Genomic DNA, 11,924 nt, shown 5'->3' with positions numbered 1-11,924 from the left:
GATATTATAATAGATTAACCTTAGTGCCACTTTTGGCAGATTTATAAATGGCTTCTACAATTCTAATATCCTTAATACCATCTTCTCCTGGTACGATAACCGGTGTATTATTGATAATTGCCAAAGCATCATCATCCATTTGTTTAGCCTGTTGACTTTCGATATATTGATTAAGAAGTTTACCGTCACTGGCTTTTCCTTTTACTCCTGTATACATAGAAAACGGAGCTAAAGTATACCATCCATTTTCACAGTTTACATATAATTCATGCATAGATTTACCTAAACTTGTTTTGCAATGTGCGATAACCCCCGAAGGAAATTCTAGAGTAAAGTGAGTTGTTTCATCAGTTTCTGTAAATATCTCGGGACGCGTTGTCATTTGCTGTGCTATGACTGATATTGGCTCTTCTCCGGTGGTATATCTGGCAGCGTTTAATGGATACACACCCAAGTCATACATAGCACCACCACCAAGATCACTATCTAATCGCCATGTTTTAGCTGGTTTACCAACATTATAACCCAATTCAGCTCTAAGGCTTTTGATTTTTCCGTAAGGTTTTGAGTTTGCCCATTTTATTACTGTTTGTGTATTAGGTTCGTGTTGCATACGATACCCTATAGAAAGTTTCACTTTGTTTTTGGTGCAAGCATCTATGATAGATTTACATTCAGCTTCTGTTTTTGCCATTGGTTTTTCACACCAAACATGCTTTCCGGTATTGGCTGCTTCAATAGCATATTTAGCATGTAAACCTGTTGGTACTACAATATAAATAACATCAATATCTGGATTGTTTGCAATTTGATGCATTGTATCATAATTGTAAACATTTTTATCTGGAATATTATATTTTTTTTGCCATTTAGGAATTTTCGAAGGAGTACCTGTAACGATTCCCGTAAGTTGACAATGTTTCGTCATTTGTAAGGCAGGGGCTAAAATAACAGAGCTATAATTACCTAAACCTACTAGGCATACATTTAATTTTTTAGCATTAGGAGCTGCAAACAACCCATAAGGAAACAAGCTGCTACCTAATAAAAGTCCGGTATTTTTAACAAATTCTCTTCTATTTTGCTTCATGTCCTGAAGATTTTAATCTACTCAGCAACATAAGGTAAGGCTAAATTTTTATTCTTGTTGTTGTAGATTTGTTAAATCAAATAGTAAGGTTTTTAAAAATTATTGGTATTAAATTATACCGCATTTTGTCTTATAGTTTCTTGTAATTTTAAAATATTACCAAGACTTTTAAAATACAATCGTTTAGATTTAGCAATTATATTTTCTAATTGCATGAGAAAAGAATTTAATTTGGGGCCATCTAACGTAGCACTTGAAATAAATTCTACATCTTCATCTAAGAGATGATCCCTTAACGAGGAAATATGTTTAGTATTATTCATAGGGGGTAACCTAAGCACATCAACTTCTTTTAAAGCTTCAGTAGTTTGATTATATAACATATTAAACTTTCTTGCAAAATTAGAAACTTCACTTTCACTTAAATTACCAATAGTATTGATTTCGTTGATTTTTAGATGAAATTCATTTTGAATATCAATAAAGGCTTTGTGGTATTTTTGAAATTCAAATTGAAAGCGATAACGAAGTAGTAATTCTTCTTTCTTTTCTGGAGTTGCTATTGCATAGGTCGAAGCAAAAACTTTTTTATCAAAATCTTCAAACCATTTGTCTTGGTTTAATTCTTCGATAAGATCTTTATATACTTTTTCGGCCTCTTTATTTGAATATTTATTTCCTCTAAAGTTAAATTGCTTCTCTTTAGATTGTTTGTTAAGCACTTTGGCAAGGAGTTGAAGTTCTTCGTCTACAACTTTTTCTTTTGCCATTTTTTCTGTTAGTTGATGGCTATATAAATCCTTCAATTTGTCGATACTATTTGATGAATCAATAGCATAAGTAGAAAGCATTGACTCTATGCTGTCTAGAGAGAATTCTGTCATGAAACGGTTATCATAATTGCCTAAATACTTTGAATCAAATTGTGTTTCTTCAATTTCGGATTTTATAAATTCTTCTACTTCAGAAGCCCTGGTAAACTTTGCGTCTTTAGGTAAGTTAAAATTTAAAGTAATTAAATTCTTTGTTACCTTCTCACAAAGTGCATCTTTATCACCAAATAATATCCATGGTGATCTAGCATCTTCGACTCCTTTAATATATTTTTTCTTGGCATTATCTTCTCTTTTATATCCAGAAGGATGAGAGGCATACATATTAGGAATATTTGCATCATCATCTTCTAAAAATACCCTTTGATGATTACAGTTTTCTAATAGCTTCTCTTTAAACTCTTTTTGAGTTTCTTTAAGGTATTCGTATGCTCTGGTATGATGATATAATAAATCCGTAGTGTATTTTTTATCTTGAATGGCAGAATAAATATGTTCTGATGCAAAATTAAAGGCTTGTGAGGTGGCGTCTAACTTGTATAGTCCATTTACGATAGCATCACTTCCGGTAACGCTTACAGCTACCAGATCGGCATGATATTCCATTTGTCTGGACAATGAGGATTGTAAAATATTTATGCCTTTATAGATTAGGATCATTAATTGACGAGTGGTCCAAACTGCTGGCATTAATAACCAAGCAAAAATTGCAATCCTAATATCAGAATTTTTCATGGATTCTAAGGTGTGATCCCAACTATCTCGCTCGTTAACCATATCATAAATAATACGATTGGTCATATATACATAACTGCCCAGGCGCATACTGCTTTGTGAGAAATGACCAAATTCGTGTGCCAGAACGGCTTTAAACTCGGTAAGATTAAGTCCATTAACTAACCCAAGTCCGATTAATAGGTTTTTTTTGGTCGGAACAAATAAACTTAGAATAGTACTATTATAAAAAACCGCTGCATTGATTTCGTGATTGACATATATTTTTTTGGGGAAAGGAGCATTTGTTTCACTGCTTAACTTTTGGATAAATTGAAATAATTTAGGATGTTCATCTTCTTTGATTTCAATGTTTAGAGGGTTGTCATCCAAACGTTGTTTCTTAAATAAGAATTTAACCATAAATAATACAAACATTGCACTCATACCAATAGTTCCTATTTTAAGAAAAATAGTAAGCTTGTTAATATCGCCAATATCATAGGTTATGGCGAGATAAAGCAAATACATAGAACCAGCAACGGCTGCAGAATAAATTAAAAAAAATAGAACAATACCAAGTAATACGATAAGTACATTGTTTTTGTAACTGGCATTAATTTTGGTGAAATCCTTGCGGTCAAGCTCTGGACTTATTGGATAGAATTCTTCCATGAAACTAATTGATTAAGAATACATAATAAAAATATACGAAATATAAAATATACGAATATAAGAGAGTATCCCTATTTTAAATTACAGAAATCTGTATCAGGAAGAATTTGATATTGATATTTTGAAAAAGGATTTTTAAATATCTATATACCGAGCGACTGTTCTTTCACTTTCGACCTCGCCAGTATGTTTTGTGGTTTGCTTCTCAAAAAGAAGCACATGTACTTCTTCATTATCAACAGTAGAAGGACAATGCTCTACCCCTTTAGGAACTACAATTAATTCGCCAGGATTAACAAGAACTGTTTTATCTCTAAATTTCATATGAAGTGTGCCTTTTATTACTTGAAATAGTTCGTCTTCATCGTCATGTTTATGCCAGATAAAGTCACCAGATAATTTTGCCAGATAAATTTGGTTGTCATCAACAGTAGCAATGCGATGGGGATGCCATTGCTTATCAAATTGAGATAATTTTTCTTTAATACTAATCGCTTCCATAAAACAATACTTTTTTACCCAAACAAGGTACTTATTTCGTCTGTGATACGTGCTGGTCTTAACGTTTCTTTAAGCAGCAGGCACCAGCTCGTTTTTGCCGAAACGATAAGTTTATTTGTGGTACTGTTTATAATTTTGGTATGACGTTCACTTTTTACTCCCCTGTGATGGTCTATCCAGGTTTGTATAGTTAGTACGTCATCCTCAAAAGCTGCATGATGATATTTTATAAGGTGATTAAGAACCACCCACACATAGGTTTCTCTAATTTCTTCACTGGTTTTAGATTCCCAATGTTTTTTAGCGATATCCTGTACCCATTGAAGATAGACGACATTATTAACATGATGCATTTCATCTATAGCAGATTTTGGTACTGTAAATTGATATTCAAAAATTTCGGGTTGCATTTGAGTGTGGTTTTATGTGTATGTCAAAAATAACTATAGAAAAGGATAATCTGTGATTAAGATGCAGATATGTTTATGTTACTTTAAAAGTAGGGGGTTATGTTTTTTTTGTAGCAATAATAATCCCAGAAGCCCAATTCATTTTGGTTAGATTAAAATCTTTCCTGTTTTCTAAAGTTTTAATTAATTGATCTACTTTTTGTTGGTGTCCTACAGGCCAATTAGATTGTGTTATCATATCATCAATCACATAAAACCCATTCGGTTTTACTAATGCCAATGTTTCTTCTAATTCATAAAACTTTCCAGGCCATGTATCTGCAAAGATGAGGTCGAATTTTTGACCAGTATAGTTTTTGATCCATGTCGCTCCATCTGTGTTAATTATTGTTACTCGTTCTTCGTTTTTAAAGTATTCTTGAATGCTTTTGATGAGTTTTGGATCATTATCTAATGTGGTCAGTTTTGATGAATCATCCATTCCGGTAATCATCCACGATAATGATAGACCTATACCAGTTCCTAATTCTAATATATTAGCATTGGGCTTAGAAGTTATTAATGTTTTTAAAAGTGTTCCGATATAGGGATCCGATGGCATTGAAAAATGTATTTCTTTAGCTAGTTTTTCTAATGCTGAATATACCTTTGGAAAATCTGTAATATTTGAGTCGTTCATAGAGTTTTTGTGTTGGGTTGAAACACAAAACTATGTATATCGTTTTTTTAGAAAATCAGTTGTATGTATCAATTACGATGTTCATGCTTTTTAGATCTAAGGTTTAAAACCAAGTACAATCTATCTGTTCAATTTGTTTTGAAATTAAAAAAGGCTTCAACAGAAAAGTTTCTATGAAGCCTTAGTTTTATATAAAATTATATTTTGTGATCACTATTGTAGCACTCTAATTCCAGAATAGTTTGCCGTAAAACGACCATCTCTTATTTCTCTATATACACCGTTAGGTCGTCCATCCATATTATCTAAATACATCATAAGGTCACCTTGTTCATTAATTAAAAGAAGTTGTTCTATTCCTCCTGGAAAACGTAAAATAGCCGCAGCATTTATTTTGTTGAATACCGTACCGTCTGGATCACTTGAGGTATTTAGTTCTGTTAAATTCTGCGCTGCAACATTGCTACGTCTAGTACTTGATGAAAATAAATTTTGCACAAACCTTGGCGACTCTCCAGAAAAAACGATAGAAGTCATTCTGTTATTACTGGCCATTGAGAAAGGTAGGCCAGCTGCAGCAGAAATACTTTCAGAACTAAGATCATAGCGCGTTGGTTGCCCACTGCGCAAGTCGATCCCCAGAATATTTGCAATTGAACTGATTGGGTCGTAAGTGCCAATTGGATTTGGATCTGAAATATTAAAGTTATCATTTAAATCAAAAGTCTGCGATACCCTTCCGCCGTTATCAATAAGAATAATAGAAGTGTCGTTAAAACCTTTAGATTTTTCTGTAAATTTTAAACCAGCTCCAACATTATCTAAGTCACTCACTCCTAATGGTCCATTAGGATCATTATGATCAAATGTGCCTAATACCTGGCCAATTCCCGCATCGTAGATGGCATATTTATTACCTACACTATTATAAACCCCTATTGTTGTTCCTTGTATATTAAAAGCAGCTCCTATACTATCATCGGCTCCAAAAATATCAACTAAATTTCGGTAGGCTATTAATGGTAACTGACCTTTTTCTTCGCAAGTTGTTCTATCAAATTGAGTCGTTAAATCGGCACCTACAATCTGATCAGGGCGCTCTACGCTACGTACTACATAAGAAATAGGTAATGCAAAACGTAAGTCCGAACTTTGTCCTAATGCATCAGCGATGTCTTGAATATTTGTTTCTCCAATTAGTTCAAAAGATGTGCTAGCAGGTCCTCCGTATGCAATAACTTTTATTTTTAGGTCTTGTAAAGATGAAACAGAGTTAATATCTAAACCTGCAGACCCTTGAACAGCCAGACCTGAAAAACTTGCATTAATACTTGAGTTCATTTCTTGACGAGAAGAAGTTGATTCTATTAACATATAAAAAATACGTCCAAAAGTTACAGAAGAAACAAATGTTGCTGGATTATCGGGCTGTACAAATACTTCTAAATCTTCAGGAGTAACACTTTCGTCAAAAATTTGTCCAATATCAGTAGGTAAATCAAAACTAATGGTGTACATACTTTGATCTAGTTTTACCAAAGTGCGATTGAACTCTTTTTCTGAACTAAATTCAAAACTGCTTGAAACATTTGCTCGGAAAGCTCTTATATTGATTCCTAGCTCTACTGCCAAATGTTCCTCAGACTCGACCTGTTCAATATCCACAGTGAAATTTGCTGGAGCCTCTTCTCCAGAGGTATTTATTATTTGATTAATAGCTTCTTGTATGGTACTTCGTTTTACTTGATCCACCGTTACGGCAGACTGAAGATTTCCGTTATTGATATTCATAGAAATAGTTCCTCCTGCACGTTCGACAACAATTGGAGAAGGTGTAGGTTCTGCTAGTGTTTTTCCTTGTAATAGATTTCCAGGGAACACTACTTCTGCATTTGTTTCAAATAAGTTAAACCTTCCGGTACCATCTTTTAGATCCACAGTTTCGGTATTACAAACGAACCTTGAGGTGGTTCCATCCCCATTATCTTCGTCTATAGTGGTTTTTTCTTGCGATAGAATACTCTCTATTCTTTCTTCATTAAAAGAGGGAATTTCATTTCCGATTGAAAATACTTCGTCGTAGGTTAAAGAGTTTTCATTGGGATCGGGGTTTGATGGATCTGATGATTCATCACTACTGCAACCGAAAGTGGACAATAAAAATACTAGTATACTTAAGGAGCTAAATAGTTTTGATAGCTTTTTCATAATAATTTTTAATTTTTTTAAATAAATGATTTGATTGTACAATCTTACGATCACACCATTTATTTAAAAAAAGAAATAAGTTGAGGACGAAAAAAAAGCATTTAAAAGGAATATTTGCAGTTGTACTAATACAAATTGCTGTTTAAAATGAACCATTTGAGAAAGGATAGTTTCCTGTTTTTCTCAAAATTATGCTATCTACATCGATTGTTTTATGAATATTGTTAATCCCAATCAATTACGATGTTCATTCTTTTTTTAGAGCAGAGATGGCAATGGCAGCTTTTACAAACTTTGAAAAAAGGTTTGTAAAACTATATTATAAAGTACGGTTTAGCTCGCTTTAAAACCCAAGAATGAGTTTAGCGATATAAAAGAATAAAAAGATACCAAAGATATCATTACTTGTGGTTATAAAAGGGCCTGTAGCGATTGCAGGGTCAATACCTCTTTTATCAAGAATAATAGGAACAAAAGTCCCAACCAATGCAGCTACTATAATAACGCATAGCATTGAAATAGCTATGGTAAAACTGAATAAAAGATCCATACCATCAAAAAAACCAAAGAGAATAACAAGAATACCTAAAGTAACACCACTAATTAAACTAAGTCCAATTTCTTTAACTAATCTGCTAAATAAGCTACCTTTTACATTATCATTAGCTAATCCTTGAACGATAATAGCAGAAGATTGTACGCCAACATTACCTGCCATTGCGGCGATTAGGGGAGTAAAAAAGAAGAGTTCTCTGTATTTGGTAAGTGCAACTTCAAAATTTTCCATAATAAATACACTACCTAACCCTCCAAAAAGGCCCAATATGAGCCACGGTAATCTTGCTCTGGTGAGTTCCCAAACACTATCATCGGCTTCTACATCTTGAGAAATACCCGCTGCTAATTGATAATCTTTTTCGGCTTCATCTTTAATAAAATCTACCATATCGTCTATAGTAACACGTCCAACTAATACTTCATCATGGTCTACTACAGGAATAGCCTCAAGATCATATTTTTGCATTACTCTAGCTACTTCTTCTCCTTCAGTATCTACAGTTACAGAATCAACCTTAGGAATATAAACTTCACTGATATGGGTCTTTGCAGATGCTGTTAGTAAATCTTTTAGAGATAGTCTTCCTTTTAATTTACCTTCTTTATCAACTACATATATAGAGTGAACTCGAGTTACCTTTTCTGCTTGTCTTCGCATTTCACGAACGCAACCAGCTACGGTCCAGGTTTCTTTTACTTTTACTAGTTCCTTGGCCATAAGTCCCCCAGCGGTATCTTCGGCATAAGAAAGTAACTCTTTAATATCTTCTGCACGCCTCTCATCTTCAATTTCGGCAATAACCTTTTCTGCACGTTCCTCAGGAAGTTCGGCAACGACATCGGCAGCATCATCAGTATCCATTTCCTCGAGTTCTTCTGCAATTTCTTTTACAGAAAGATTTTCAAGAATTCGTTCACGAAAATCCTCTTCAAGTTCCATAAGAGCTTCAGAAGTTTTTTCGCTGTCTAATAATTTAATCAGATATGTCGCTTGGGATAGATTAAGTTCACTAATAATTTCGGCAACATCGGCAAAATGTATTTCATGTAGCACAGTGTTTAATTGAGTCTCATCCTCTATTTCTATTAGATCTTTGACCTCTTTGATAAGCTCATCTGTTACTTGAAATTGCATATACTACTATTTAGTGATCCCTTTTGCAAACGCTGACAAAGATAACCAAAGAATTTAATTGAACTTTATGCCGATGTTAAAGATATTACTCTTGAGATTTTTCTAAAATCGAAGTCAATTCTAAAAACTGTTGAACAGAAAGTTGCTCAGGTCTTTTGGCCATAATTTCTGAAGCTTTAATCTCATCAGAGAGTTGAAAAACTTTTAAACTATTTCTTAATGTTTTTCGGCGTTGTCCAAAAGCGGTTTTGACTACCCTGAAAAATAGTTTTTCATTACAAGGTAACGAATAATCTTTTTTTCGAATTAACCTTAAAACACCACTATCTACTTTTGGCGGAGGGTTAAAAACATCGGGAGGTACGCTAAATAAGTATTCTGCATCATAAAACGCTTGTGCAAGCACTGAGAGAATGCCATAAGCTTTACTTCCTTCTTTTTCGCAAATGCGTTGTGCTACTTCTTTTTGAAACATCCCTGTAAATTCAGGAATACGATCTCTATGTTCTATGGTTTTAAAAACAATTTGAGTAGAAATATTATAAGGGAAGTTTCCAGTAATAGCAAATTGCTCATTGGGAAACAACGAGTCTAGATCAAATTTTAAGAAATCAGCTTCTAAAACTTTAAAAGAAGTGTTTCTTAAAACCTCATTATGTTCTAATTGAAAACTAGTGTTTAAATACGCTATGGATTCACTATCTAAATCCATGGCAATAAGATTTAGATCTTTTTGCACTATGTATTTTGTAAGGACTCCCATACCAGGTCCTATCTCAATTACATTTTGATAGCCATTAAGGGTAAGGGTATCTCCAATTTTTTTGGCGATAGCTTCGTCATTCAAAAAATGCTGACCAAGATGTTTTTTGGCCGTAACAGCAGTTTTTTCTGAGTTTTTGGTATAATTAGGATTATATTTTTTATGTTTCTTATGCTTAGCCATTTTGTTCACTCACAATTTCTAATTCTGTTCTAAAAGCTACAAATTTGCCAGCAAAACGATTACTTTCGGCTCTGAGTCGATCTGCATCTTCTGTATAGTATTTTTGTAGCGTTTCTTTATTTTGAGTAGTGTATTGCACAGAATATGTAATTCCACCCATTTCTTCTTCTACCAAAACTTTACTCATTAAAGCTTTGCTAAACTTACCAGTAGCGAGCATGTTAGGAATATGATTACCTTTCATCCAAGCAAGCCACTCGTCATGAATAGTTTCTTCTATATTTATGGTAACATTGTAGATATACATAGTAGTTGATGTACGATTTATAATCTGGCAAAAATAAACTAACCTTTACCATTCACCAACTAAATACTAATTAATAGCGTCTCCTCTTAATGTTCTGTATTTTTTTCTGGCAGCTACAAAATAAATACTATCTGCATGATTAAAGATGATTTTTTCATACAGTTCTTTAGCCTTTTCTGGAGTGTTTAATTGATTAGAGTACAATTCTGCAAGCCAATAATAGGCATCATCTGCTAGAATATCATCAGCATAAAATTCTATAATTTTGAGATAGTTCACTTTTGCTCGTTCATACTGCTTTTCTGTTTCTAACAATTTTGCTTGTCTTAAAAATGCTTCATCTTCTATTTTTTCACCTCTATGCTCTGTTAAGATTTTTTCATACATCGCTATAGCCTCTTCATTTTTATTTTGAAAGGCGAGTAAATCGGCTTTAGCAAAAATCTTAAGAGCGGTGTGTGTAGAATCTTCCTGCGAATTATCACTAATAATTAAGCTTAGTTCCATCGCATCATTAGCAATGAGTTGTGAAGTAGATGATTTTAAAACATCTAATTGGGTCTGCGCCCAAGAAAAATCACCTTTGTAATAACTGGTTTTTGCAACTTTAAATCGCGCATCTTGCGCCAGAAAATTGTTTTTTAATGCATTTTGTACCTGAGTATAGTAGATTAATGCCTGATTAAATTTTTGATCTAGTACGAGTATGTCGGCAATTTCCATTTTAATTCTAGAAGATTGAAATCTTGATAAACGTTCACGTTTCACTAAATCTTTTAAAAACCGAATTGCTTCTTGTTTTTTATCTTGATTGAATGCTAGAAAATGTGCATAGTCTATTTGTAAACCAATTGTTGCACTTGATTTTCCGTATTCATTAAAAACTGTATTGTATTGTTCGACAATAGTTTTGTATTCTTTTTTACTTGCATTATCGACTTTGGCCTTTAGAATAATTTTATGTGCTGTTAGTTTCATGTCTTTTGATGCAGGAGTTTCAAGCACATAATCCAAGATTTCGGTAGCTGACTTAATATCTTTTTCGGAAATAGCTATTCTAGCTAAATCAATAATACCCTGTGGCCCTTCATCATTTCGTTTATAAATAGCCTTTTCATGAACAAATGCTTTTTTAAATTCTTTTTGTTGTATAAATAACCAACTAAGCATTTCATTATAGAGTATGTCAGGATTCTGTTGCAGCCTTTTGATAAGTAGTTTTTTAAAAATAACATTGGCTTCGTTAGTAGGATCATCAAGGATATAATCACTAAAATTTCGTTGAACTACATTCACATAATTTGGTTGTGATTGTAATAATGAAAGATAACTATCAAACATTTTTTCTAGTTTTCCTTGTTCACCATAGATTTTTGCCAATTGTACATTAAAATTGGCTCTAGGATTATCTTCCATTCCTTTTTCATAAACAAGTGCTGCTTGGTCTAAAAGACTATATTTTTCAAATGTTTGTGCTAGAGAATACGCATTGTTTATAGTATGATTTTCGAAGGTTGTTATCGCTTTATTATAGTAAATAGTAGCTTGCTCAGAATTGTCTTGTAAATCATAATGGTGCCCTAATTCTACTAATATTTGAGCATTATTAGGGATTTGTTCGATTCTCTTTTTAAGAATATTCTCTGCCTTTTCGAATTGTTCTAGTTGTTGATGAGATTGTACTAAACCTAATAAATAATTAATTCGATTAGGATTTTTATCATAAAGCTTTTGATAAATAGATAAGGCCTTTTCATATTGTCCCTGTTGCATATAGTTTTTCGCCAATTGCTCTGATTGGGCAACTATTGAAAAAGTAAAAAATAGGGCGATATACAAAAATACAGTACGCATCTAGCAGGTTTTTT

10 protein-coding genes are annotated in these 11,924 nt (G+C 33.1%); all 10 read right to left on the bottom strand.

Features of this window, described 5'->3' with window-relative positions; genetic code table 11:
- Positions 1 to 4: 4 nt before the first annotated feature.
- Entirely contained in the window at positions 5 to 1,090 is a 1,086-nt protein-coding gene (locus D1816_RS14140; protein ID WP_118503653.1) for a Gfo/Idh/MocA family protein, read from the bottom strand.
- A 113-nt stretch (positions 1,091 to 1,203) separates the two neighbouring features.
- On the bottom strand, positions 1,204 to 3,312 hold the full coding sequence (locus tag D1816_RS14135; protein WP_118503651.1) for a M48 family metallopeptidase: 2,109 nt from the start codon (positions 3,310 to 3,312) through the stop codon (positions 1,204 to 1,206).
- Between the two features lie 135 nt (positions 3,313 to 3,447).
- Positions 3,448 to 3,813, bottom strand: a complete 366-nt coding sequence (locus tag D1816_RS14130) for a cupin domain-containing protein (RefSeq protein ID WP_066313474.1) — start codon at positions 3,811 to 3,813, stop codon at positions 3,448 to 3,450.
- A 14-nt stretch (positions 3,814 to 3,827) separates the two neighbouring features.
- On the bottom strand, positions 3,828 to 4,223 hold the full coding sequence (locus D1816_RS14125; protein WP_118503649.1) for a thioesterase family protein: 396 nt from the start codon (positions 4,221 to 4,223) through the stop codon (positions 3,828 to 3,830).
- Between the two features lie 97 nt (positions 4,224 to 4,320).
- Positions 4,321 to 4,902, bottom strand: coding sequence for an O-methyltransferase (locus tag D1816_RS14120; RefSeq protein WP_118503647.1), 582 nt, complete (start codon positions 4,900 to 4,902; stop codon positions 4,321 to 4,323).
- A 213-nt stretch (positions 4,903 to 5,115) separates the two neighbouring features.
- Entirely contained in the window at positions 5,116 to 7,110 is a 1,995-nt protein-coding gene (locus D1816_RS14115) for a thiol-activated cytolysin family protein (protein WP_118503645.1), read from the bottom strand.
- A gap of 343 nt (positions 7,111 to 7,453) precedes the next feature.
- The gene (gene mgtE / locus D1816_RS14110) at positions 7,454 to 8,803 is read right to left on the bottom strand and encodes a magnesium transporter (RefSeq protein WP_118503643.1); all 1,350 of its coding nucleotides are present in this window, start codon (positions 8,801 to 8,803) and stop codon (positions 7,454 to 7,456) included.
- 85 nt (positions 8,804 to 8,888) lie between these two features.
- Complete coding sequence (gene rsmA / locus D1816_RS14105; protein WP_118503641.1) at positions 8,889 to 9,749, bottom strand: 16S rRNA (adenine(1518)-N(6)/adenine(1519)-N(6))-dimethyltransferase RsmA; 861 nt, start codon at positions 9,747 to 9,749, stop codon at positions 8,889 to 8,891.
- Entirely contained in the window at positions 9,742 to 10,056 is a 315-nt protein-coding gene (locus D1816_RS14100) for a DUF4286 family protein (RefSeq protein WP_118503639.1), read from the bottom strand. Before D1816_RS14100 ends, rsmA begins: the two co-directional genes overlap by 8 nt.
- Before the next feature lie 66 nt (positions 10,057 to 10,122).
- On the bottom strand, positions 10,123 to 11,910 hold the full coding sequence (locus D1816_RS14095; protein WP_118503637.1) for a tetratricopeptide repeat protein: 1,788 nt from the start codon (positions 11,908 to 11,910) through the stop codon (positions 10,123 to 10,125).
- Positions 11,911 to 11,924 lie beyond the last annotated feature (14 nt).

Origin of the sequence: Aquimarina sp. AD10, from assembly GCF_003443715.1 — a bacterium.
In the GTDB taxonomy this organism is placed as follows: Bacteria; Bacteroidota; Bacteroidia; order Flavobacteriales; family Flavobacteriaceae; genus Aquimarina; species Aquimarina aggregata.
This window is presented reverse-complemented; position numbering and strand designations above follow the sequence as displayed.

Coding starts and splice junctions, on each gene's coding strand:
- D1816_RS14140 (WP_118503653.1), bottom strand. CDS start 1,090: ATGAAGCAAAATAGAAGAGAATTTGTTAAAAATACCGGACTTTTATTA.
- D1816_RS14135 (WP_118503651.1), bottom strand. CDS start 3,312: ATGGAAGAATTCTATCCAATAAGTCCAGAGCTTGACCGCAAGGATTTC.
- D1816_RS14130 (WP_066313474.1), bottom strand. CDS start 3,813: ATGGAAGCGATTAGTATTAAAGAAAAATTATCTCAATTTGATAAGCAA.
- D1816_RS14125 (WP_118503649.1), bottom strand. CDS start 4,223: ATGCAACCCGAAATTTTTGAATATCAATTTACAGTACCAAAATCTGCT.
- D1816_RS14120 (WP_118503647.1), bottom strand. CDS start 4,902: ATGAACGACTCAAATATTACAGATTTTCCAAAGGTATATTCAGCATTA.
- D1816_RS14115 (WP_118503645.1), bottom strand. CDS start 7,110: ATGAAAAAGCTATCAAAACTATTTAGCTCCTTAAGTATACTAGTATTT.
- mgtE (WP_118503643.1), bottom strand. CDS start 8,803: ATGCAATTTCAAGTAACAGATGAGCTTATCAAAGAGGTCAAAGATCTA.
- rsmA (WP_118503641.1), bottom strand. CDS start 9,749: ATGGCTAAGCATAAGAAACATAAAAAATATAATCCTAATTATACCAAA.
- D1816_RS14100 (WP_118503639.1), bottom strand. CDS start 10,056: ATGTATATCTACAATGTTACCATAAATATAGAAGAAACTATTCATGAC.
- D1816_RS14095 (WP_118503637.1), bottom strand. CDS start 11,910: ATGCGTACTGTATTTTTGTATATCGCCCTATTTTTTACTTTTTCAATA.